At 42.1% G+C, this 22,574-nt stretch carries 25 protein-coding genes; 7 read left to right on the top strand and 18 right to left on the bottom strand.

What is annotated here, in order from left to right; genetic code table 11:
- Positions 1–109: 109 nt before the first annotated feature.
- The 8 genes from BLV33_RS13225 to BLV33_RS13260 form a co-directional block, all read right to left on the bottom strand.
- On the bottom strand, positions 110–991 hold the full coding sequence (locus BLV33_RS13225) for a carbohydrate ABC transporter permease (RefSeq protein WP_090792106.1): 882 nt from the start codon (positions 989–991) through the stop codon (positions 110–112).
- Positions 988–1,914 carry a carbohydrate ABC transporter permease gene (locus BLV33_RS13230; protein ID WP_090792108.1) on the bottom strand — a complete coding sequence of 309 codons (927 nt, stop codon included), beginning with the start codon at positions 1,912–1,914 and terminating at the stop codon, positions 988–990. The genes BLV33_RS13225 and BLV33_RS13230 overlap by 4 nt, the downstream gene beginning before the upstream one ends.
- A gap of 102 nt (positions 1,915–2,016) precedes the next feature.
- Positions 2,017–3,330 carry a response regulator transcription factor gene (locus tag BLV33_RS13235; protein ID WP_090792111.1) on the bottom strand — a complete coding sequence of 438 codons (1,314 nt, stop codon included), beginning with the start codon at positions 3,328–3,330 and terminating at the stop codon, positions 2,017–2,019.
- A gap of 35 nt (positions 3,331–3,365) precedes the next feature.
- Positions 3,366–5,150 (bottom strand): cache domain-containing sensor histidine kinase, encoded by a 1,785-nt coding sequence (locus BLV33_RS13240; RefSeq protein ID WP_366414811.1) that lies wholly within the window; start codon positions 5,148–5,150, stop codon positions 3,366–3,368.
- A gap of 826 nt (positions 5,151–5,976) precedes the next feature.
- Positions 5,977–6,615: a zinc dependent phospholipase C family protein gene (locus BLV33_RS13245; protein WP_090792116.1), complete on the bottom strand. Its 639-nt coding sequence runs from the start codon at positions 6,613–6,615 to the stop codon at positions 5,977–5,979.
- A 137-nt stretch (positions 6,616–6,752) separates the two neighbouring features.
- The gene (locus BLV33_RS13250; RefSeq protein ID WP_090792119.1) at positions 6,753–7,769 is read right to left on the bottom strand and encodes a hypothetical protein; all 1,017 of its coding nucleotides are present in this window, start codon (positions 7,767–7,769) and stop codon (positions 6,753–6,755) included.
- Complete coding sequence (locus BLV33_RS13255) at positions 7,735–8,340, bottom strand: sigma-70 family RNA polymerase sigma factor (protein ID WP_090792123.1); 606 nt, start codon at positions 8,338–8,340, stop codon at positions 7,735–7,737. The genes BLV33_RS13250 and BLV33_RS13255 overlap by 35 nt, the downstream gene beginning before the upstream one ends.
- Before the next feature lie 88 nt (positions 8,341–8,428).
- Entirely contained in the window at positions 8,429–8,947 is a 519-nt protein-coding gene (locus BLV33_RS13260; RefSeq protein ID WP_090792127.1) for a DUF4871 domain-containing protein, read from the bottom strand.
- Between the two features lie 270 nt (positions 8,948–9,217).
- Here BLV33_RS13260 and BLV33_RS13265 point away from each other — a divergent pair, with 270 nt between their 5' ends.
- Complete coding sequence (locus BLV33_RS13265; RefSeq protein ID WP_090792130.1) at positions 9,218–9,625, top strand: DoxX family protein; 408 nt, start codon at positions 9,218–9,220, stop codon at positions 9,623–9,625.
- A 203-nt stretch (positions 9,626–9,828) separates the two neighbouring features.
- Here the strand turns inward: BLV33_RS13265 and BLV33_RS13275 are convergent, their stop codons facing one another.
- The gene (locus tag BLV33_RS13275; RefSeq protein WP_090792136.1) at positions 9,829–10,053 is read right to left on the bottom strand and encodes a spore germination protein; all 225 of its coding nucleotides are present in this window, start codon (positions 10,051–10,053) and stop codon (positions 9,829–9,831) included.
- A gap of 229 nt (positions 10,054–10,282) precedes the next feature.
- On the opposite strand from BLV33_RS13275, the gene BLV33_RS30720 reads away from it, so the two are divergent.
- The 3 genes from BLV33_RS30720 (at position 10,283) to BLV33_RS13290 (ending at position 11,859) form a co-directional block, all read left to right on the top strand.
- Complete coding sequence (locus tag BLV33_RS30720) at positions 10,283–10,594, top strand: glycosyltransferase (RefSeq protein ID WP_139305834.1); 312 nt, start codon at positions 10,283–10,285, stop codon at positions 10,592–10,594.
- On the top strand, positions 10,591–10,950 hold the full coding sequence (locus tag BLV33_RS13285; protein ID WP_090792139.1) for a glycosyltransferase: 360 nt from the start codon (positions 10,591–10,593) through the stop codon (positions 10,948–10,950). The genes BLV33_RS30720 and BLV33_RS13285 overlap by 4 nt, the downstream gene beginning before the upstream one ends.
- 453 nt (positions 10,951–11,403) lie before the next feature.
- A complete protein-coding gene (locus tag BLV33_RS13290; protein ID WP_090792142.1) occupies positions 11,404–11,859 on the top strand; it encodes an AraC family transcriptional regulator in 456 nt (151 codons plus the stop codon).
- Between the two features lie 169 nt (positions 11,860–12,028).
- Here BLV33_RS13290 and BLV33_RS13295 read toward each other — a convergent pair whose 3' ends face one another.
- Together BLV33_RS13295 and BLV33_RS13300 are read right to left on the bottom strand one after the other, a co-directional pair.
- Positions 12,029–12,484 carry an NUDIX hydrolase gene (locus BLV33_RS13295; RefSeq protein WP_090792145.1) on the bottom strand — a complete coding sequence of 152 codons (456 nt, stop codon included), beginning with the start codon at positions 12,482–12,484 and terminating at the stop codon, positions 12,029–12,031.
- Positions 12,485–12,955: 471 nt separating this feature from the next.
- Positions 12,956–13,522: a 5' nucleotidase, NT5C type gene (locus BLV33_RS13300; protein ID WP_171909143.1), complete on the bottom strand. Its 567-nt coding sequence runs from the start codon at positions 13,520–13,522 to the stop codon at positions 12,956–12,958.
- 340 nt (positions 13,523–13,862) lie between these two features.
- Here BLV33_RS13300 and tnpA point away from each other — a divergent pair, with 340 nt between their 5' ends.
- A complete protein-coding gene (tnpA, locus tag BLV33_RS13305) occupies positions 13,863–14,273 on the top strand; it encodes an IS200/IS605 family transposase (RefSeq protein WP_139305835.1) in 411 nt (136 codons plus the stop codon).
- A 2-nt stretch (positions 14,274–14,275) separates the two neighbouring features.
- Complete coding sequence (locus tag BLV33_RS13310; RefSeq protein ID WP_090792159.1) at positions 14,276–15,361, top strand: RNA-guided endonuclease InsQ/TnpB family protein; 1,086 nt, start codon at positions 14,276–14,278, stop codon at positions 15,359–15,361.
- Between the two features lie 242 nt (positions 15,362–15,603).
- Here BLV33_RS13310 and BLV33_RS13315 read toward each other — a convergent pair whose 3' ends face one another.
- The 7 genes from BLV33_RS13315 to BLV33_RS13345 all read right to left on the bottom strand — a co-directional run bounded on the left by BLV33_RS13315 (position 15,604) and on the right by BLV33_RS13345 (position 20,620).
- Positions 15,604–15,933, bottom strand: coding sequence for a DUF6054 family protein (locus BLV33_RS13315; RefSeq protein WP_090792163.1), 330 nt, complete (start codon positions 15,931–15,933; stop codon positions 15,604–15,606).
- A gap of 66 nt (positions 15,934–15,999) precedes the next feature.
- Positions 16,000–16,521 (bottom strand): hypothetical protein, encoded by a 522-nt coding sequence (locus BLV33_RS13320; protein ID WP_090792167.1) that lies wholly within the window; start codon positions 16,519–16,521, stop codon positions 16,000–16,002.
- A gap of 93 nt (positions 16,522–16,614) precedes the next feature.
- Entirely contained in the window at positions 16,615–17,286 is a 672-nt protein-coding gene (locus BLV33_RS13325; RefSeq protein WP_090792171.1) for a hypothetical protein, read from the bottom strand.
- 363 nt (positions 17,287–17,649) lie between these two features.
- Positions 17,650–17,967: an NIPSNAP family protein gene (locus BLV33_RS13330; protein ID WP_090792175.1), complete on the bottom strand. Its 318-nt coding sequence runs from the start codon at positions 17,965–17,967 to the stop codon at positions 17,650–17,652.
- Positions 17,968–18,097: 130 nt separating this feature from the next.
- Positions 18,098–19,072, bottom strand: coding sequence for a Gfo/Idh/MocA family protein (locus BLV33_RS13335; protein ID WP_171909144.1), 975 nt, complete (start codon positions 19,070–19,072; stop codon positions 18,098–18,100).
- 83 nt (positions 19,073–19,155) lie between these two features.
- Positions 19,156–19,668 carry a DUF6141 family protein gene (locus BLV33_RS13340; protein WP_090792183.1) on the bottom strand — a complete coding sequence of 171 codons (513 nt, stop codon included), beginning with the start codon at positions 19,666–19,668 and terminating at the stop codon, positions 19,156–19,158.
- Positions 19,669–19,810: 142 nt separating this feature from the next.
- Entirely contained in the window at positions 19,811–20,620 is an 810-nt protein-coding gene (locus BLV33_RS13345; RefSeq protein ID WP_090792186.1) for a phosphotransferase family protein, read from the bottom strand.
- A 312-nt stretch (positions 20,621–20,932) separates the two neighbouring features.
- Between BLV33_RS13345 and BLV33_RS13350 the strand changes: the two genes are divergently transcribed.
- Positions 20,933–22,135: an IS110 family RNA-guided transposase gene (locus BLV33_RS13350; protein WP_090792189.1), complete on the top strand. Its 1,203-nt coding sequence runs from the start codon at positions 20,933–20,935 to the stop codon at positions 22,133–22,135.
- Positions 22,136–22,574 lie beyond the last annotated feature (439 nt).

Below are 22,574 nucleotides of genomic sequence, written 5' to 3' on the forward strand. Positions count from 1 at the left end.
CCCTTAACGTATGTGTTTTTGATTCATTTACATCATAAGTGATGCTAATTCCGGAAGGCGATGTACATTTCTATCCCCTTCATGTGCAGCTTTACGATTCTCACCATTTCTACCCTTTGACCCCTCCCAAGTGCAGCCCTCGGATGATAAACCTCTGGAAAATCAGAAACACAGCAATCGGCGGCAGCATGACCATGCTTAGAATGGCAAACTTCACATTCAGCTTCAGCCCGGTGACCGAGCCGGAGACGACTTTCTTGTAAATTGCCGTAGCCAGCGGATACTTCGGGTCGCCGTGCATGACAAGCGAAGGCCAGAACCAATCGTTCCAGGCGGAGGCAAAAACAAAAATCGCAAGCGTGGACATAATCGGAGCGGACAGCGGCAGCGCGATTTGAAGGAATGATCGCCACTCCGAGGCCCCATCGATTCGGGCCGCTTCAAACAGTTCAAGGTGAAGGCTGTCGAAAAAGCTCTTGAGCAAGAGCAGATAGAACGCGCTAGCCCCCGCCGGCAGCCAGAAAGCCCAGAACGTGTTGAGCAGCCCCAAATCTTTCAGATTTACGAAATTCGGCACGATATAAGTCGATGGCGGAATAAACAACGTCAGCAGAAAAAAGAAATAAACCGCCTTGCGGTAAGGATAGCTCAGCCGCGACATGCTAAATGAAGCAAGTCCGAGCACAAACATTGTTGCCACCATATTCCCTGCGAATATGGCGAGGGTGTTCCCGAGGAAATGGGGCAGATTCAGATACTGCCAGCCTTCCCTGAAATTTTCCCAATGCCAATCCTGCGGGAGCAAATGAGGCGGGAACGAGTTGATCTCAACCAAACCTTTGAAGCTGTTGAAGAAGGTAAAGAGAATGGGATACAACATGGTAAATACCATGAGAATAATTACGCACAGCACCAGGAAAAATCCGATCCAATTCGCTTTTCTCCGGGTATCGTACCTGGAAAGAATGCCCCGTTCGGTTACTGATTTCATCGTCCGTTCTCCTCTCCTTGGCTGCTCAGTCTGAATTGAATGACGGCGAGGCCTCCAAGCACCAGGAACATGAGTACCCCCATGGCTGAAGCAACGCCGTAATCAAGCTTGGTAAATGCGTATTTGACGATTTTCAGGCCGTAGGTCAGCGTGGCGTTCTGCGGTCCTCCGTCCAACATCGCCAATTGCGATTGAAACCCTTGCGAGGTTGCAATCAATTGGAGGATGAGCATGAGCAGCACCAGATTTTTGATCGAGGGCAGCGTGATATAGCGGACTCGCTGCCAAATACCCGCTCCGTCGATTTCGGCCGCTTCGTACCAATCCCTGGGCACGCTGAGCACGGCCGCCAAGTAAATAAGCATGCCCGAACCGAACTGCTGCCACGTTTCTAGGAAGACAAGCGAGATCATCGACCATTTTGTATCGGTCATGAACATAATTTGATCCGCTCCGACCTGCTGAAGCGCCGCATTGATCGGGCCGACCGGATCGTAGAACCATCTCCACAATCCGTACAGCACCACCACCGGAAGCACGTTCGGCAAATAGGCGGCTATGCGTACGAATCCCTGCATTCTTTTCAGTTCGGAAATCGCAATGGCAAACAAAATCGGTACCCAGAAACCAATAGCCACACATAGCGCCATGTAATAGAGCGTGTTCTTAATCGAAGGCCATACGTCCGGATCACGGAATACAGTCTTGTAATTGTCCCAGCCGACAAAGCTGTTTCCTTTGACGAAATCGATATGCTCGAAGCTGAATACGAATCCCTTGATAATCGGAACCCATAAGAATAACACGAACAGGACGGCTGCCGGCAAAACAAATAAATAACCATGGATATACTTCCGCCAGGCTCCTGTCCGGCGGCTTTGCGCGGTTTCCCGAGTCAAACTTGGTGCGATCGGCTGCTCCATCAATTCCTCTCATTCCTTTTCTCTATTGGGATTCCTTCATTATAGATGAGTAACCAGGGAACCAGACATGTGCAGAACTACCGGAAACATGGCTGAATTTACTTAGTTCTTCAATTCTCTCGGACTTATGCCGAAATATCGTTTGAACGATTTGCTGAAATGCTCGGATGATTCGTACCCGACCCGGTCAGCCACCTCGTAGGACCGCAATCCGGAGCTGAGAAGCAGCCGCTTGCTCTCCTCCATTCTCAGCTTGACGACATATTCCCACAGCTTGCAGCCCATGTATTTCTTGAACAGGTAGCTCAAATAATTCGGGCTGACGTGGCACTTGTGCGCCACTTTGTTCGCTGTGATGCCCTTCTCCGCATAATGGCCGTCGACGTATTCCTTAGCTTTCTTAACGATCAAATTGCTTTGTGCGACCCACTCTTCCTCCGACGAGTCGTCCCCGTGCAAGCTCCATTTGACGTCGCCGTAATAAAAAATAAAATGGTCCGCATGGTTCCGATTCCACTGCAGCGCTTTCTGCGCCTGCTCGCCCAGCTCAGGGAAGAATTCGGCACCTCGAAGAATTTGGCTGAGGCCGGCAACGTTTTGCACCCGCAAATATTTTTCGATGTTGAAGTTGAGACCGCGGCCGATCATTTCGAGTTGGTCGATTTTGTTTACGGCCGGATCGGCGTACTGTTGTTCGCTCCATTGCAGCAAAATGCAAATTTGGGAATCACCTGAACTGAAAGCAAAATGGTTCCAGTTCTGGTCCAGCAGCTCACTCACAATGTTTAACGCAGCATACTGGAACAAGGCCTTATCCTTCAGCGATACTTCCGGCAGAAGAAGCTGAATCCGGATAATAGCAAAGTAAGGTCCGTGAAGCATGATGCCGTATTTCGCCGTCAAGGCGGATACGTCTTTTGCCAGCTTTGAGCCGGCAGTCGTAAGCAGCTCGTTCAAAGCTTTATTTTTGCCGGGGTCCAGTTCAGCCATCTGAAAATGTTCCCGCATGCTCGACAACACATCATTCTGCGAAGAAGCGGGTCTGGCGTAACTCAACAGCACGTTCCGGACGGAATCGAGAAACTGGTCGTTTTTCAGCGGCTTAATCATATAATCCTTCGCGCCGAGACGGATCGCCATCTGGGCGTGTTGGAACGTTTCGTGCGCGGAGATGACGATCGTCTCCATCCAAGGTTTGACGATTTTCGCTTGGTTCATCAGTTCGATGCCGCTCATCTCTCCCATTTGAATATCCGTAATTAGAAGGTCGATCTCTTCGGCCCGAATATAATCGAGTGCCTCGTAGCCGCTATAAGCGATAAAAATGTGCCCGATATCCATTCCAGAGGAGCCGAGCATATTGCTGAGTCCTTTGCAAATCAGAGGCTCGTCGTCGACGACCAAAATGTTGTACATGCTAATCCGCCCTTTCATGCTGACTGAGTACGTTCTTACTGAGCGGCCGGAAGACCGACTGTCACCACAGTGCCTCCGCCTTCCCGCTTCCGGTAGCTAATTCCGAAAGAAGAGCCGAAATGCAGCTTGAGACGTTGATTCACGTTGCGTATTCCGTAACCGTGTGTCCCCACCCCTTGTTCATCGGATAATACCTTCTCCATGACCGCCAGGTCGATCTCTTTGTAGCCGTTGTCTTCGATGTCGATCAAAACCGTGTCGCCTTCCTTGCGTGCGCGAACGAAGATTTCTCCGTCCTCGCCCATATTTTTGATGCCGTGTATATATGCGTTTTCAATCAACGGCTGCAGCGTAATCTTCGGTATGCCTGTGGTGAGCAGCTCCGACGGAACTTCCCACTGAATATGAAACGGCTGCTCGAGCCGTTTCTCCTGAAGGAGGCAATACGCCTGGGCATGTTCCAACTCTTCGGCCAAGGTGATAATTTCCCGCCCCCGGCTAAGTCCGATTTTCATCAGCTTGGACAGCTCCTTGATCATTTCCGCTGATTCCGATCTTCCATCCAGCACGCTTTTCCAATAGATTGATTCCAGGGTGTTGTATAACATATGGGGGTTGATCTGCTCGTAAAGCAGCTGAAGCTGCATTTCTTTCTGCTTAATTTCCAGAGCATAACGATCGTGGACAAACGCGTTAAGACGTCTAGCCATGTCGTATACAGCGGAGACGAGCACCCCGACTTCATCTTTCCGGATTCCTCCCGGCGTCGTGAGAACCACTTGTCCCGGTTCATATTTTCGGACAAACTTGGCAAGCCTCTGCATGGGGTTCATGATGCCGCGCCAGAAGTAAGTCATGACGATGACGGCGAACAGCGCGAACACGGTTTCGATCAACTGGATGACCCGCTTCAGCTCATTTTGCTGTTGGAGCAATGTGCTCACCGGGATTTTATAAATCAGTTTCTCGTTGGCACGATGGTTGAAGTTCATGACATAGATGTTGTCGGACGCCACCGTATCCAGCATCCCTTCTTCCGAGTCGCCCGGGGAAACCTCCGGAGGCAGATGAAGCACCGTTTGCTGAGTGGGCTTTGTGGCTGCCAAAATCCGGCCCTCCCAATCGGTCAAATAAACTTCGCCGTCGGGTAAGGAGACTGTCTGCAGTGACTGCCCGATTTTGCGGTCCATGGTAGCAACCAGAACGCCGATCACGTCGTTATTTTTGTAAATGTTGTTGACAGCCCGGACATAACTGAGCGTTCCTTGCCCATGTGCGTCCATCCCGACATTAGGTGTGATGTCCAAATAGCCCGATCCGTCATGCCGTTCGGCTTTGGCGATCCACTCGGGTTTCTTGTCGTCCGAATAGAAATATACGCCGGACACCTTATTCACCAAATAGTTGGGAGCAACTTGGTAGACACCTGCAGGATCATGCACAAACAAAGTATAATAAATCGCTTCTCCGCCGTTGACCCCGGACGAATAACTGGCGAGCAGCTGCTCCATCGCGTAATAATTGCTCAGCCTCGTCTGAAGCGTCTTGAGCGGATAAGCATTCATCGCCTGTGTCACTGGATCTTGAATGATTGCTCTTGTGATCCGGTTAACCGTATCAATGTCACGGCTGATAAGGAGCGTGTTCTGCTTGTTCAATTCGACATAGGCGTGCGTGACATTGCCCTTCAGAATTTGCTCGGTTTTAGCGTTTACAAACCAATGTAGCACAAAGACGGGGCTGACAAGGATTACAAAAAGCAGGATCAACTGCTGTTTTATGCTCATTTTCGCTAAGGGATTCTTCATGCCGGTTCCCACTGCATCCTCTCCTACGTGTCATGGCCGCCGCGCTTCCATTATCTCATATTGGGGAGAATGGAGAGTGCTGTAGGAACAAGCACGTAAATTAACACATTGAATCGTAGAATTGTACAAGATTCCTGCAAGCGTCGGTAAAAAACCGGCCGCAGCAATCGCAAGCGCACCGTCCATGTTCCCAGAGAGTGCGGCCAGATGCGCTGCCTCCAATCTGATCGATTGACGGTACTCTTTGATGCTTACGGTGGAACCCAATCATTTTAGATAGATCTGAGGCTTTATATTTCATCATCGTTATTTTTGGCATATTGGAGCAACATTGGAGGAATAAACATTATCTTCATCACTCATAATAATCGTACACCTTAGATCTTTAGCTGGCTATTGGGATTTGAAGGGAAGGATCTCCTCCCACTCCCTTAAACATTCCGTAAAGGATGTGTAGAGAAATGGATGAGAAAAACGAAACTTACGAATCTAACTATAGGCCAGACATAAAGACAAATCGGATGAAGAGGTATCTGATTAATTTCACTACATAACAAAAAGCCCGAGAGTGAAGTCCCGGGCTTTTGCATTTTTTACTTCAATCCAAACTGCGCTTTTGTGATCAACTTCTCGTCTTGGAACATCATATTTGAATTAGCTACAAGATCGCCTTCACCTTTGTATTGGTACATTCCTGCGAATGAGTCAATTTACGTGATCGTTTATTCAGTCTAAGGCAGCTTGAGTGCAAGTAGGGGCCGCTTTTTCAGGAGAAAGGGCCACTGAGTCTATCACCGGCAGCTTGCTTGGCTTTGTTATTGAGCATCGTTTCCCGTTCTTAATCATGTGCGAGTATCGAAGGGGTAATTTCTTCAATGACAGCAATAGCTTTAGATTTCGATAAGTTTATGTACTCGATTATGTCATCAAAATTATATACTTCAAGTTCGCAATATTTATTTTGTTCTATAATTTCAAAATCTTCGTACATCACTTCAATAAATTTTTGTAAGTCGTCTTGAGTTATATCGTCTATTTCTCTCGGGAGAGCATCAATTTCCAACCAATTTTTTAGGTATCCCATATTGTAATGACAAAGCAGTTTTGTATTCATTTTTCTAAAATCTGAATACCATCTTTGTAAAAAGGTCGGGTCTAAATCTTGCTTCTGCTTCAGTTCATATGGGTAATAGATATACTCCATCCACGCGTTGTCGGAAATTAAATGAGTCAAATATCCTAATGAGTAGTCATCATTTATATCTGATAAGTATGTATCAATGTATCTTTGATAGTTTACCTGCCTAGTTCTCTTATCTACATCTCCTTCGAAATAATGAGTAAAAACTTTCCTTTCAAACGAGAAAGCAGCATCTGGCGCAATTGAACCAATTAAAAAATCTCTCTTGTTTTTTATAACATCTAGACTTGAAGCGACTATCTCACCAATTATTAAATGCATCAACCGCGAACCCATAAAACCCCTCCTTGCACCATATTTTACCACATAATTTCCAAGCCGATTATACTGCCCATAATAACAGAACAGGCTGCCGCGGCTGCCTAAAAGTTATTCTACTATATTTTTTCCCCCAAGTTATTTTAGATCCATCATTATTTCAGATTATTAGCGACTAAAAGTAAGTCTTCCTTGGTAACATGCTTAGATGGTGTAGTGACATGATATATAATCGTTTGCCCATTTACTTGCTCCAGCCAATTGATGTCCTGCATATATCCTGTATCATTAAAAATAAATTTGTTGTTTACCGTATAATAGCCATCAAAACCAGCTACACGAACTTTGTCCGCAGTCGATGAATCACCCATCATAAATGTGATATTCATATTCGTAACCCCCAGCGGTTTAACGGTATAGTTTACCTCAATTTGATCATTATAACTGTTTGTATAAATTAATCGAGGCTTATTTAAATCTTTAACTTGGCGTGAATAATCTTCTGAATCAGCCTTCTGCCAAGCCATTTTCCCATTGGCAGCCAACGCTTTATCCTTTAATATCTTATAATACTTTCTGTCATCATAACTATCTGTAATTCCATTCGTTTGTTCTATTTCCCCACTGGTAAACGTAAACCCAGCCGGTAATGCAGTTGGCATTTTAAATTCCGCAAAGTTTTTTTTCGTTAACTCCTTCCATTGGTTAATATCCGAATACGGTTGCGGATTACTCACTTTGATCAATCCCATTCCCGGTCCATCTAAAATTCCTGGAATTTTGATCCTATCTACTTCAGATATAAATACGAATGCTGACTCACCTGGAGATAATTGTTTTTTAACTTCATTACGTGATCCGATGATCTCATCCAATTGTTTTTGCGAAAAATTAAACTGTGAATCTTTAGAAGCTTTAATGTTGATGTTATTTAAATTCAAGTGGTAGAGTAATGTCGAAGCATAAGCAAACCCAGAGAAAATTAAGAAGCAGGCCGCAATGATGACAACTCGTGCAAATTTATTCTGATTAGAAAACCATTTTGGCGAATTCCCTTTGGCTTGTGAAAACTTGTCAAACAATTGTTCAATGCGGGAATCGAGCTGATGCGATTGATTTAATTGTACAGCCGATTGCTTAAACGCGAGTTTTAGTCGGTTTTCTATGGACATATTGTAATGCCTCCTCATTATCTTTCATTTCAAAGCCTGCATTTTTTCGCAGCTTTTCTAAGGCGATATGATGTCTGGATTTTACTGTGCCTAATGGAATATCTAGCGCTTCAGAAATTTCTTCAAACGAACAATCCTGAAAATAACGTAAAACAATCACTACACTGTGTTTGTAAGAAAGCTTGCGAACGAGTGAAATAAGCTCTGCACTTTGCTCATTCTGTAAATGGATTTGTTCTGTATCCGAATTACGTTCATCAAGATGCAAAAACTTATTGCGATCGTTCAACCTAAATCTGCGCCAAAGCTTTCGATTCCAATTCTGTGTTTGGTGTATGATTAGGCCATTTAACCAAGATCTAAATGGCTTCTGAAAATTGAAGCTCGAGATTGACTTGAAGAGCTCCATGTACACCTCACTCACCACATCGCTGACATCCTGTTTGTTGCTTATGAGAAACGAAACCGTGCGAAAAACATGATCTATGCTCTGATCATAAACGACCTGAAATGCTGCTTTATTCCCATTACCCATCTCATGAATCCATTCGAACAACTCTTCATCTGACATTGGCGGCCGGCCCCCCATTTGATATTTACACTCTATGTTGGTCCTCAAAGTTAAAAAAGTTCATTTATTAATAAATATTGGTAATTTATTATTTAACATCTATGACAATGCTGCCAAAAAGCTGATCATTCATATAAGCCAATAATTTCCAACGGCCAGAAGTAGGTAGCGACATCGATGTAGGGATAGAGCGGTCAGCCCCGTTGTTCTTGCCTCCTAAATAATCTGCAGAAAACAAATCAATAAATTGGTGAGTTCCTTTTTTCAGAGCTTTCACCTTAAAGTTACCATTCAATTCCGCCTCCGTTCCCCAGAAATGCCACAAATATTTATTGCTCCTTCCAGCAATGAAACCTGCATCAATGAATCCCACCTTATTGGGAATTCCACGCAATTGATATGTCCCCGAAGTAAACAACGGGCTAACGTCCCATGAAGGTTCGGCCACCGATAGCACAGCATCACCATACATGATACCGTCTAATTCTACTTCATAATCCCAAAGTCCACTTAACGGCAGAGCAAAAGAAGTAGTAAAACGTTCCAAGCTGGAATAACCGCTGCTTCGCTCTTTGATCATGATGTGAGGTGTTGCTGTCACAACCATACCGGTCTCATTATGAATAGCCCGATCAATAAATCAGAAAAGCGATGATTATCGGCTGCGGCATTGCCTTCCATGTTCGTTATTCAAATATACATTGACAGGAATATTCCTTTTGGGGTATATTAAGATTGTGAAAGGGAAATCTTGTAAGGAGGAGAAAATTTTATAAACATGAATGTTGTTCGGATCTGATCACCTCATGAATTTATCCATTTTCACTGCTATCTCCGAGTCAAACCGATTACAAACTATTGAAGGGATGATGTATAAATGAAAAAAATATTAACGATCTATTGGATATTTACAGGGCTTTTGATGGCATTAACGATTTTGGGTTCTATTCCTGATGTAATGTCTGTTCCCGATGCAATTGCTTTATTTACGCATTTAGGTTATCCTGCCTACCTTCTCCCATTTATAGGGATTGCAAAATTATTAGGCGTTTTGGCGTTACTTATCCCTGGATTTCCGCGTATTAAGGAGTGGGTTTATGCCGGTTTTGTATATGATTTTACGGGGGCGATGTATTCAAGTATATCAGTCGGTGACCCCGCCAGCAGCTGGCTGCTTTTCCTAGTAGGATACATTTTGATTGCCGGCTCCTATATTTACCATCACAAAAAACTTAAATCCAATTTATTAAACAAGGAAGAGCCCCGATTGATACTGGAAGTATGAAATACGCTGATGACAAGCTATTAGCTGGTTCAGCTTATTTAATAGTACCCCCAGTCACACAAAAACTCATATTATGTAAAGACGCAAAAAGAGCTGCCACGGCAGCTTTTCGTTTTTTTGTGGCATATTTATCCTTTACTCGTGGTTTTCAAACCAGTAGCAAAAAAATGCCAGCCAGAACTGATTAATATTGCTTAGATTCGTTAAGTTCCGGTTGCAACTTTATTACTTCCTGTATCGACAAGATCTGAATCAACAACAGCAGTAATACTGAAAGGATTAATGCTTAATTGAAAGTCGCCTATATTGGCGCTGCCAGAGCCCTCATATAATTTGGTGCTGATGGTAGGTGAAACCACCAAGTTATCTCCGTTAACAAAGGTTCCCACATTACTCACTATTTTAACAACTCCTGCAAAAGAGGGCATAGCCAAATCAGCTCCTTATCCTAGAGTTCTATAGTGTATGCTTTTAGGAGGAAAGGGTGCTGTTTGCGTTTTGTATTGCTGATCACTTCGTCTAATTTTTGCACCACAATCATCTTATTTATAATGGCACCTCCGTTAGTTCGACTTAAATCTTCAAATTAATACGCTGCATAGTAAAAAAGTGGTATAATTTACCTAAAATATATAGGAGGATTAATAACATTACCTTATTAACCACAGGCACCTTGGGGATGTACGGCCTTATACCGCTCTTGCTCTTGGACTTCAGGATTTGGGACACCGTGTCACCCTTACCGCACCCGTAAATTTTGAATCCTATGTTAAACAATTCAATGTACCTTATCACTCACTAGTCGGAAACACCCAGGAAATTCTCGAATCCGAAGACGGTCGCCAATGGATGTCCTCGGGTAACGTAAAGGAATTCTTGAAAGCGTTAAATCAGATTACTCATATCATTGAATACCAGAGCTATCATATCTTCTGGCTGGTCCGGTATAGCCCGAATCCATACTCATGATTCAATCCGCCGATCACGAATTGCTGTTCCCGCGCTGCAGTTGTGTAATTCATCATGGAGGAGCAGGAACGACGCACACCACTTTGGAATCTGGAACACCCTCGATTATTTGTTCAACTTATGCAGACCAGCCCTTCTGGGGAGAGCGCATCACGGAACTTAAGATCGGACGGCATATCCCTTTCCCTATTTTGACGAAAGAAAATCTGACTGAAGCCATCCAGTCGTTAGATAATGAAACCGTAAGAGTACGTGCGGCTGAAATCGGAAAACGCATTAAAGCGGAGAACGGTCTGAAAAATGCCCTGGATTGGGTCGAAAAACATTTACCTACAGCACCCATCTATAAAAATTAAAATTGGACCAAACAGCCATGTTGGCGGTTCCAGATTCGGACGAAAAAGACGCTGACATCATCCGGTCAGCGTCTTTATAATTGGTGGAGTTTTCCAACATGTTTTCAACCCAAAATACCACATAATACCATAAATTATCTTAATGTTGTTCAACAAGCCTGACCGTTAGTTGAATCAAAGCTTCATTTTTAGACCCTCATGAGTCGGTTTAAATCCTAAACGTTCATAAAAACGCAACGCATCATAGGCCGGCTGTTTTTTGCAGTCGGCTTTACTTTTGCAATAAAAAACTTGCCGTTACTTGTGATACGGTTCACCACACTAAAAACAATGCTGAGCGTAGCCCCTTGTAGGGACATTTTAGAATTTTAAATAAAACAAATGATTATATTTTTATATCATGATAGCATTCGAAATGTAGTAAATATAATACAGAAAGGAAGAAAAAAAGATATGAATATTAAAGTCGTAACTCTTCCAAAATATCGCATCGCATATGTGCGACAAGTTGGACCATATGGTCCTGGAAACATTCAAGCAATGGAAAAGCTAAAAAAATGGGCTGAGGATAAACATCTAATTGCTGAATCGGCAATAATGCTCGGAATTGCGCAAGATAACCCGGAAACGACACTTCCTGAAAACTGTCGATATGATGCTTGTATTGTCATTTCAAACGATTATCAAATTGATAATTCAATTTGCGAAAGTGAACTTTCTGGTGGAAAATATTTTATTTGCAAAGTCAAGCATACAGCGGAAGATATTCAAAAAGCATGGGCTGAAATTTTTCCAGCTTTACAAAACAGTGGATATCAAATTGACAACAAACCGATTTTTGAAAGATACAATGGTGATATGATTTACAATGATTATTGCGAAATATGTGTACCTGTAAAACCGTTTTAGTTTGATTTGATAACTAAAGAAAGCCGGGGCAAGGTTTCCCTCAACCCGGCTCTCCGGCTTCATGCAAAGATAATTATTTTTGTCAACTTCTTCAACGAACCGTTAGCTGAATTAGAATGGATTTTCACCTTTAATAAAAGGAATGAAAACAGCATAAACTGGTTCCTCGTTAACAGAATACGTCTGAATTTAAAAACTTCTTCAGGTAGATATTATTTGCAGGATTTAAACTCGGAAGATCGGTTACGTCAAAAAAACGAGCCTCATGTGATTCGGTCTGATCGCTCATTAATTGTCCCGAGAAATCCTTACAAAGATATAATGCTGTTACCGAATACAGTTCATCTCCATTTTTTAATTTTAGATAGAGATCCGGACCAGAAAATAGATCTAACATTGTTATATGGTTTATTCTTAAGCCAGTTTCCTCGTATGCTTCCCTCATTGCTGTATCCTCTAATGACTCCCCTGGTTCCATAAGACCGCCAGGTAATCCCCAATCACCATCTTTGCGATGTTGTAAAAGAATTTGTTGGTTCTCATTTTGAATTATAACTACTGCACCAACTAGAATTAATGGTCTTGTCCCAACTAATGAACGTAATTCACGGATATAGTCGCTCATAAAATCACCTCCGATAGTTTTCAATATCAATATAATAACAGAAACTATCCGGAAGTTTTCCCTAAGTAAAAACCCAACTTTTTAATTTTCATGGGAGCTTAATGACAAAATCAAGTTATACGAAGAATGATTCCGGATACCTTAACTCACCTTGTAAACTGTTTGTTTTTCCTTGGGTTAATTCATACACCATAAAGACATCGTAAGATACATTAAACTGTTTTAGTTCGAATCTATATTTTCTCGCTGGTTTAAATCCGAACTTGGGATAATAAGTTGGATGTCCTATCAAAAATACTCTCCTGCCAGTTAGCACAGCAGGCCATCGAGTTTATCACTTGCAGCCTGCTTGATCTTTGTTATGGTAAATCTGCGGTAGCCTGCTGTGGTATTTTATTGAGCTATTGTTTCCGTTAGCGTAGCGCCAGCACTTTTACCTGCGATAAGCTTCATCGTGCAAAGCATTCCGAATTATGGATGGTTTTTTAATGTACTTAATAAATCAATGTACTTTTTAACCTCAGACCAATGTGAAATACGATACACCATTTTATTATGGATGTTCATATTATATGGTTGTTGAAATAAGATTACGGGTTTTTGCTTCAGAGCAAATTCCATTGCGTAGTGCGGACCATCATCAATTAAAACATTCACACTCGACTTCTCGCATTCATGAATTTTGTTTTCTGTAAAAATAATATTGTGATAAGGTATATCATTATGCTTTAGCCATTCAATTGTAATATCACGAAATATGGAAGGTCTAGCTGTGATAACTGATATCTGATTTTCAATAAACAAATTTTGAATTATTTCGATAGCCATTGGATAGGGATTAGAGTTCCAATGGATTTCATGACCATAAAGATAATACACATTTTCGTATTGCTCTTTATCCCAGCCATATAATCGATACAAATAAAAGTCATTAACATCATCGGCTCTCACTGATAGTCCTGTAACTTTATTAAAGCAATCCAAAAAAGCCGTAGTTGCATCTAGAACGGTATTATCTAAATCAATCCCTATATGCACATAACCAACTCCTTGAAAATAGCCTGGCTGATGGTAAATGAAATGAAAGATCAATTGAAAAAAAAGCCGTCTCTTAACAGGAGGACTCGGAAACTATTCGTATGTATTCCGTTAGAGGCAACAGCCACTACTGTATCTCCATTGCGTATTGCTGAACCGTCTATGATTTTCGATTTATCAAATTCGCCGTAAAACCCCTTGCTTTAGCCATGGGGATATAAGGCAATTTGCTCTGCATCCCTTTAGGGATGTTAAGAGCAAAATTCTTAAATTCTCTCTTTAAAACATGTTAGATAAACTACATTAAACTAACTATTTGTGATACAATTTACTGTAGGTGATGACATTGAGTAGAAAAGCAGAAAGTAATCATAATATCGTTTTTGATTGTAAATATCATGTTGTTTTTTGTCCTAAGTATCGAAAAAAGGTACTCAAAGAACCAATTGATACAAGGCTAAAAAGTTTGTTTTTAGAGAAGTCTAAAGCGTTAAACACAGAAATCGTTGAAATGGAAATCATGCCCGATCATGTTCATTTGCTCATCAAATGCGATCCACAGTTTGGAATCCACAAAGTAGTGAAACATTTGAAAGGGTACACGTCAAGAGTGCTAAGACTAGAGTTTAACCATCTAAAAAGTAGACTCCCTTCCCTATGGACAAACTCGTATTTTGTTGCAACCGTAGGTACAGTTCAACTGGATGTAATCAAAAAATATATTGAAAGCCAAAAAGAACGAGGTGAATAGTATTGCTTGTTGCCTACAAATACCGAATATACCCAACAAAAGAGCAAAAACAGAAGATACAATTTACTCTTGAACGCTGCCGTTTGTTGTATAACCGGTTACTAGAGGAACGTATTCTTGCCTACAAACAAGAAGGGAAAACACCGAACTACTACGATCAAGCAAACACGTTCAACGAGCGTAAACAACACATTCCGGCATTAAAGCAAGTGCATTCGCAAGTGTTACAGGATGTTGCGAAACGATTGGATAAGGCGTATCAAGCATTTTTTAGACGAGTGAAGCAAGCCGAGACTCCAGGGTTCCCACGTTTCAAACCACAATCGAGGTACGATTCGTTTACCTATCCGCAAGGCGGGTACACAATCCATGGCAATAAAATAAAGCTATCCAAGATCGGTGAAGTGAAAATAAAACGACATCGAGAACTGCAAGGCAAGATGAAAACCTGTTCCATCCTTGTCAAAAACGGAAAATACTATGCTTGTTTTTCGTGTGAAATTGAAGCCAAACCTTTGCCTATAACAAACATGAAGGTGGGTATCGACTTAGGACTCAAACACCTTGCAATACCATCTGAAGGAGAACCGATAGAATCACCCAAATATCTTCGTCTAAGTGAACAACGATTGAAACATCTACAACGTGCCGTATCCAAAAAGAAAAAAGGTTCGAAACGTAGAAGCAAAGCTGTACATCAATTGGCGAAATTGCATGAGCATGTAGCCAATCAGCGAAAAGATCATGCGCACAAGGTTTCTCGTAAACTCGTAAACCAGTACCAATTGATTGCTTTTGAAGATTTAAACGTATTAGGGTTGGTTAAGAACCATCATCTTGCAAAAAGCATTGTTGATGCAGGATGGCAGCAACTCGTACAATTCGTGATGTACAAGGCTGAAAGTGCCGGTCGTCAAGTGGTGCAAGTGAATCCATACAACACATCTCAACAATGCTCCAACTGTGGTGAAATCGTCAAAAAAACACTATCCGAACGAACGCATCAATGTTCTTGCGGATACGTTGCAGATCGGGACGTAAATGCGGCGATTAACATACTAAACCTAGCTTTGAAAAACGTATCGTAACCTAAAAAAGACTAGGCTTGGATAGAGCCTCCAAGGAGGGGAAAGGTTACGATCCCCGATGATCTGAGAAGCCCCTGCCTTTAGGCATGGGAGCATGTCACCTACGATTCCAACAATACTGGATGTGAGTATATATGAACCTTTCTCCAATACCCCCGGTTGTATCGAAGTCTCGCTGATGGTTTCTTTATCGACTGTGCCGCAAATGAATTTATTGCTTTAAACAGGACTTTTGTAGATCATCACTCGATAATGTACTCACCTAAAATCTTTTCTATTGAGGTAACTAAATTGTCTGCAGCACCCCAATCGAAATTGAAAATCAATCCTTCGGAGCTTCCTGTAGCGATAGCTCTAACGTTTGTTGGGCCTTTTAAATTATCGATAATAACAATTAGCGCTGCACGATTTTTCGATCTAAAGTAATATTTTTCATATATCTGAGTGCCAATAAGTTTATCCTGTCCAACAACATTATATTCTTCATGTACTAGATCGGCATTCTGGTTATCTTTAACAAAATCCAAAGCCTCCAATGGCGCGATACTGACATTAAAACTAATTTTACTCATATATCCATCTCCCCATAACGTAAGAGTGTTTATCATTTATACGATTTAAAAAACGGCGGATTTATCTTATTCAAGAGATGAGATTTCTTCTAAAATTTCATCGGGAAGAGGTTCATTTTTTAATATTTGAAGAATGTGTTTATCTGCTCCTTTCTCCTTCAAAAACGAAAGTAATAAGTCTGCCTTATCCTTTCGGTTCAATAGAGAATAAGCAACATACCACACTTCGGGATTGCCAACTTGAATACCATCCCAAAGCAAAACCGGAATGGTTGGCAATTTGCAAAGACCTTTGTCGGTAAAAATTGAGAAATTCCCTGATACCTCCACTTGGGGAACCTCTTTATGGATTAAAAGTTTATATTTGCTTCCAAAAGGATAATCTCCACTCGTTATTTCTTGTACATAGAGGTTTTGTAAAGCCTTCAAAACCTGCTCCTTAGGGGCTTCAGTCATAATATCCCAGTCACGAACTGAATTTGTTAAGCCCAAGCAATGTAACAAACCACTACCACCTAAAGCATAAGTAATACCATATCGTTTAAGTTCCTCTGTTGCTGCAATTAAATTACTAATATCCGGCTTCATCTACATCCCCTAGCTTAATGACGTGGGTCACAGATCACATTGAAACATTTGATGTACAAAATCTTAATGGATTAGCCCTGATTAGCCTTTTGTTTAGTTAAACATGTATTGAAGTTGCCACCCTTCAGATGCAGTATGATTGCTAAAAATAAATAGACAATCTTGATTAAGGTACGGTGTGTCATCTTTGGCATTATGCTTGATTTCAACATGAACATCTAACTCAGCATGTTGATTAGGTTTAAATACTGGTTTATCCAACACCTTAAAACTAATAACACCATCACCGAAGCGGCTAAGTGCATCTATCGAATTAAAATCATAGCCATCAACAAAACTTTTAGCATGCAAATTATAATAATGCAAATACGCATCGAGGAAGGCGACAATTTCCTTTCCATCAGCAGTTAATTCCTGACGCTTTGACTTACTCATAATCGACTCATTAATCGGTAAAGACACTTTTGGCGTAGCTGTCGGTTGGGCAATCGGTGAAGGCTTCTCGGTCACCGTAGGAGTCTTAGAAGGGGCTACTGTAGATTTCACGGTTTCCGTAGGTTTAACGTTCGGTGATGGTTTTTCGGAAGGCATTACGCTTGTTATCGGCGTTTCCGTAGGCACTACAATAGGAATTAGTGTTGAGGAGAGTGAAGGACTAACACCTGGAGTTACAGATATAGTAGATTCTGTATTTTTCTCTCTCGATCCACAAGCAGATAATACAAAGATTAATAATATATAACTGGTTATTAAGACATTTTTCAATGTTACGCCTCCAAGTTTAATAATGTAAATAATTTATTCATGAACCATCTTCCTGTAATTACTTCTAATCCGTTAGACGTTCAATACTCACTAAAGTTCCATCATTTTACAGAATATTAATCTTGTTTATTCCATTTTACTGGCCATTAGCAAAGAAGGCACCCGACCTATTGCTGTCGGCAGCCTTTCTATTGATGTTTATTGAGTTATAGTTACCACCGGTTGAATAACGGGCAAAATGAATTAGTCGTAATCGATCGCCTTCGCGTGGCCGCTGTCAGAGAACGCAAAAAAGCACCCACCAACCAAGTTGGCGCGATGCTTTTTTTTATACTGACTACTGCTTGTATTTCTATTTCCTCCCTATCCTTTAAAATAATCCGCTCTTTTCATAAAAACCTGTTCGACGCGTTCGACAATTTTTCCATCTAGCTCGGATTTTTGTTTCACTTCGTTCCATTCCTCGTCTTGCGAAAAAGTTTCCCACTGTCTTGTCCGCTCTTCCATGCTTTCGTATTTCATCGTGTAATACAGCTTGGGATGTTCCTCTAAATCCTCCCAGAAATCACAGACTTGCATGCCCAGTCTGGCGAAAATACCAAGCGTATGATCGGAAAAGCGCTTTCGAATCTCATCTATTCTTCCTGGAAGAATCGTATAAATTCTCAATTCGTAAATCATAACATCGCCTCATCTTCTGAAATTTTCAATTCCGATCAACTACATTTTCAATTATAAATAATCATTTATGCTGGATGCAAGATCAACTGCAGCAAACCGCCCCGCATATATCGTCCCAATCCCTTTAAACTTAATAACCGTTACGGATTTGATTCATCACCCGGCTCGTTCTCGCCGCACTTGCACCGGTACTGGGACAAACACCGCGGCTGGTCAGTTCATCAACGATTGTCTGAATGAGCGGCTGCTGAATGTGCTGCGGTGGTTCAAAGCGGAATTCATCCGTTGCCCCCGTTTCCAAAGCGAGAAGCACCGGCTCCGTGCCGAATGTGGAAAAACGAATTTTACCCTTGCTGCCGACGATTTCGTTCATCTCATATTGTTCGTAAGCGGAGAAGCACCAGACTCCGGTGCCATGTGCACCCGAATCAAAAATAAATTGCGCTGAAACAATATCGTCGGTAGCGTACAGACCAGACTGATTGGCAGCGGTTCCCGCCGCCGATACGATCGGTCCTAAAATATAATCAAGAATGTCGAGCGTATGGGAGCCGACGTCCATGAATTTGCCTCCTCCCGAAATATCCGGTTTAACGCGCCAGGAGCCCTTTCCGGCAAGCTCATCCCGCGCTGGAGGACTGTAATGGATAACGTTGACGTGACGGATTTCGCCGATTGCCCCATTCTCCACCCATTGTTTAATTTGAATGAAGCGCGGCAGTGCCCTTCGATAATAAGCAACGAATAACGGCACCTTTGCCTCTTCGCATGCCTGGAGCATCGCGATGCATTCCGCTTCATTCATCGCCATTGGTTTCTCTACATACACCGGCTTACCGGCCTGTGCGCATCGAAGCGTGTATTCCATATGGGTAGAAGGAGGTGTTGCAATATATACCGCATCCACTTCCAAATCGTGAATGAGAGCATCCGCATCGTCATACCATTTCGGCACCCGATGCCTTCTAGCGTAATCCTCCGCCAAGGAGCCGTTCCTTCTCATGACCGCCAAAAGTTCCGAACGGTCCGCCTTCTGAAACCCAGGACCGCTCTTTACCTCGGTAACATCGCCACAGCCGATAATGCCCCATCGAATCTTACTCATCACTACGCTTCCTCTCTTAGTTTAGTGAGTTAGGAGAAACATGCCCTCTCAGCGAAGTAGTTTTTGCAACAATGCGTTTTTTCTCATGCTTGCTCCTTTAACTTCATTAGTTCTCGGACTAACAACTCAGGATTTTGTGAACCAATCAATAGTCGCTCTCCGTCTTCAAGCGTTAGCATTACTCCTTGGTTGCCACTCGCAGTATAAGCCCAGCCGCTATTGCCTAGCCTAATACCCCAACCGCCGTAATCCCGAATCGGTTTGAACTCCCATATCTCCACTTTCTGAATGCTCGATAAGGCAATATGACGACTCTTCAGGGGAATGTATCGGATCTGGATGAGCATCTTTTCCTTCTGGATTTCCACTGCCATTCTGGAGGAGAAAAAGAATGCTGGGATAACTAATCCAACCGAAACCCAAATTAACGCTAACAACCAATCAGGCGCATGCTGCTTTCCAAATGGAATCCCGTATACGATTTGCTTGACTAACCCCACGGTCAACAACACAGTGAGTGGTAAAAGCAACAGACCGATCCCACGCAGGAGTGGGATTTTCTGAATTTCTTTATAAGTACTGTTGTATTCTTGCATATCCAGTACCTCCGGTTATCGCATCAACAACTTGAACTCGTAATACCCTCTTTATGTAATGGAGCGTATTAATTCATCCTATGGTAAATAGTACCACATAAATTAAGACATCTGTACGTTATCCGTTAGTTGAACAAATGAGTCACATATGTGATTGCTGTAAACGACTATTAATAAGATTCAAAAGCCACTTCTGCTCGCCTGGAACTTTCTCACGTAGCCTAGCAGCCGCTACCGGTAATATCCACGAGTCAATATCAGCAATATTGCAGTTAGACACCCTGCTGTATTCTTTTAAATAAGTATTGTGTAATAGCTTCTTGACTACTCGTATCGCTAAGGTCATTTTCTTTGAAGTAGAGGGTGGAATAAAAGGAGAGCGGATCATTAAGCACGTTCTTGCTATATCACACAATGGATTTCCAATGTTTGCATTCGTCCAGTCTATCGCTACTGTTTTGGAGCTCGTCATCAGTATGTTATCAGGATGTAAATCCCCATGGCATATCCTGTTACCAGAAGGTAAAGTAAGAAGAAAGCTACATACTGATTCCGTTTTTTCTTTTAACAGATCGGAAGAATCCCTTATGGCTTTTTCCAATAGGTCTTTTTGAGGAGGAAGTTTGTCTGTACCACATCGATGAATGTTGTGATGAAGCTGAGCCATTTTACGTGCACAGTCGGCTATTTTAAGTGGTGAAGATTGCATTATCGCAAGCATGGAAGGACCCATGATGCGTTCATATATGAGACCTAACCTGTCACCTTCTTCAATCATTTCAAAAACAACAGGTGATGGAACACCTGCTTCATTCACGGCTTTTGCATTTTCCATTTCATGTTTAATCCATTCCGGCTCATACCAATCGTAATAAAATTTTATTGCATGGTCTTGTCCCCATTCATATACCTCAGCAGTCATTCCCTTGCCAATCAATGCACCCTTTTTCATATTCACCCACCACAAATGGCCATATTTTCCTATATAGATTCCTCATTATTGTTCCATTATCCTGCCCGTTCGTATTATGAGGTCACCAGATCTTTCTGGTCGACCTCTTTTTTGTAAGGTCGTAAGATAGCGGTAGCCGGGGATTGAACGTTTCTGCCCGTGGGACTTGGATCCCGAGAGCTATTCAGTTCATCCCCCCTACTTGTTCAACCATGGTTAGGCTGGTTGGGACATGAATCCCGTATCACATGCGATAGTGTGGAAGACAAGAAGGTTAGGGGTTGCCGGTGAAAATACAACAGGAGTGATGTCATGAATCCAGTCATTGGTTTGGATGTATCAAAGGGAGAGAGCCACGCACAAGCTTTTTTAGACCGTGGAGTACCTCATGGGAAGATCTTTAGGTTTAATCATGATCTTGAAGGGTTAGCATCTTTTCTAAATTATATGAGAGGAGTGGAATCAGTTGCAGGGATGCGTCCCTCCATTGTTATGGAAGCAACAGGCCATTATCATAGCCCCGTTGTTCAGTTTCTGGATGAGCACCAGTATTTGAACATCGTCATTAATCCTTTAATCTCACATAACGCCAAGAAAACCAATTTGCGACGGTTGAAGACCGATGCCGCTGATGCTCATCTATTAGGGACGTTGTTCTATAAAGAAGAGTTTGAACCCTACAAAAAGCGGGGTCAGCATCTCATGAATTTACGCTATCTAACACGCCAACATGAATCTTTAACGGGTATGTATGTCCAAGCAAAACTACAGTTTCAGGCTATTCTGGATCAAGTTTTTCCTGAATATCATGGCGTGTTTGGTGACCTTTATTCAAAGGTTTCCCTTCGATTTCTGGCTTTACACCCAACATCTAAAGAGGTCTTAGAAATGTCCGAGTTGGAGATTACAACTGCAATCGGGCGTCTTACTGGACGCGGCAGATCCGTCTCATGGTGCTTGGAACGTGCTCAAATCCTAGAGTCTGCAGCAAAACGAAATCCCTTTAAGGAGACGGCTTTTTCAAGCCATTTGATCTCCATGCAGTTGCTCATCAAATTGCTTCTTCAATACCAGGACCATCTAGCAGACCTTAATAAATCGATAGAGGCCCTGGCTGAAGCCTTACTTGAATATGATTTAATCCAATCGATACCCGGGATTGGCACTAAACTTGCTGCAACAATTTTAGCTGAAATCGGGGAAATCGATCGGTTCAATCACGCAAAGAAACTTGTTGCCTTTGCTGGTATAGATCCAAGTGTTTTTTCTTCAGGCAAGTTTACAGCAACCATAAATAAAATAACTAAGCACGGTTCCAGGAGGCTTCGTACTGCCCTATATCAAGCTGTACGATGTGGTATTCGTAGTAATAGAAATAAAAAACTAAGAGCTTACTATGATAAGAAGCGTGCTGAAGGAAAGCTGTTCAAAGTAGCGATAATTGCTTGTGTGAATAAACTCATCCACTGGATTTTTGCCATCTTGACTACTAAGGAAGCGTTCCGTTTAGAGTAAGTAGCACGAAATGGAAGTATATGGAATATCTTTCCGTGCTATGTGGGACGGTTCTTTCCCATGCACTTTTTTAAGTATACCACCTCATGAATCCGCCATTAATAATTAAATATTGACAAGCTATTAGCTGGAATAGCAGGGTAACTAGCTATTCTATAATATTGGATCAATAAGTCAGGATACTTACTGGTATAAGGTTTAAATAAAAAGGAGTTTCATTATGAATAACAATATTAAATGGTTGCTAAGCATCGTATCCGGTGCCTTACTGATTCTGCTAATTTTCACTATAATCGTTCTTAAACCATCCAAACTAACAAGCACCGAACCTATCAGTACGGCTAGCCCATCAGTACCTAAGACTACTGATGAAATTAGAACCACACCGAGCTCAATGCCATCAAAAGTTAGTAAAGAGAAGTCTGACATATTGAATTCT

Origin of the sequence: Paenibacillus sp. GP183 (assembly GCF_900104695.1) — a bacterium.
In the GTDB taxonomy this organism is placed as follows: domain Bacteria; phylum Bacillota; class Bacilli; order Paenibacillales; family NBRC-103111; genus Paenibacillus_AI.

Coding starts and splice junctions, on each gene's coding strand:
- BLV33_RS13225 (WP_090792106.1), bottom strand. CDS start 991: ATGAAATCAGTAACCGAACGGGGCATTCTTTCCAGGTACGATACCCGG.
- BLV33_RS13230 (WP_090792108.1), bottom strand. CDS start 1,914: ATGGAGCAGCCGATCGCACCAAGTTTGACTCGGGAAACCGCGCAAAGC.
- BLV33_RS13235 (WP_090792111.1), bottom strand. CDS start 3,330: ATGTACAACATTTTGGTCGTCGACGACGAGCCTCTGATTTGCAAAGGA.
- BLV33_RS13245 (WP_090792116.1), bottom strand. CDS start 6,615: ATGGGTTCGCGGTTGATGCATTTAATAATTGGTGAGATAGTCGCTTCA.
- BLV33_RS13250 (WP_090792119.1), bottom strand. CDS start 7,769: ATGTCCATAGAAAACCGACTAAAACTCGCGTTTAAGCAATCGGCTGTA.
- BLV33_RS13255 (WP_090792123.1), bottom strand. CDS start 8,340: ATGTCAGATGAAGAGTTGTTCGAATGGATTCATGAGATGGGTAATGGG.
- BLV33_RS13260 (WP_090792127.1), bottom strand. CDS start 8,947: ATGGTTGTGACAGCAACACCTCACATCATGATCAAAGAGCGAAGCAGC.
- BLV33_RS13265 (WP_090792130.1), top strand. CDS start 9,218: ATGAAAAAAATATTAACGATCTATTGGATATTTACAGGGCTTTTGATG.
- BLV33_RS13275 (WP_090792136.1), bottom strand. CDS start 10,053: ATGCCCTCTTTTGCAGGAGTTGTTAAAATAGTGAGTAATGTGGGAACC.
- BLV33_RS13285 (WP_090792139.1), top strand. CDS start 10,591: ATGATTCAATCCGCCGATCACGAATTGCTGTTCCCGCGCTGCAGTTGT.
- BLV33_RS13290 (WP_090792142.1), top strand. CDS start 11,404: ATGAATATTAAAGTCGTAACTCTTCCAAAATATCGCATCGCATATGTG.
- BLV33_RS13295 (WP_090792145.1), bottom strand. CDS start 12,484: ATGAGCGACTATATCCGTGAATTACGTTCATTAGTTGGGACAAGACCA.
- tnpA (WP_139305835.1), top strand. CDS start 13,863: ATGACATTGAGTAGAAAAGCAGAAAGTAATCATAATATCGTTTTTGAT.
- BLV33_RS13315 (WP_090792163.1), bottom strand. CDS start 15,933: ATGAGTAAAATTAGTTTTAATGTCAGTATCGCGCCATTGGAGGCTTTG.
- BLV33_RS13320 (WP_090792167.1), bottom strand. CDS start 16,521: ATGAAGCCGGATATTAGTAATTTAATTGCAGCAACAGAGGAACTTAAA.
- BLV33_RS13330 (WP_090792175.1), bottom strand. CDS start 17,967: ATGATTTACGAATTGAGAATTTATACGATTCTTCCAGGAAGAATAGAT.
- BLV33_RS13335 (WP_171909144.1), bottom strand. CDS start 19,072: ATGAGTAAGATTCGATGGGGCATTATCGGCTGTGGCGATGTTACCGAG.
- BLV33_RS13340 (WP_090792183.1), bottom strand. CDS start 19,668: ATGCAAGAATACAACAGTACTTATAAAGAAATTCAGAAAATCCCACTC.
- BLV33_RS13345 (WP_090792186.1), bottom strand. CDS start 20,620: ATGAAAAAGGGTGCATTGATTGGCAAGGGAATGACTGCTGAGGTATAT.
- BLV33_RS13350 (WP_090792189.1), top strand. CDS start 20,933: ATGAATCCAGTCATTGGTTTGGATGTATCAAAGGGAGAGAGCCACGCA.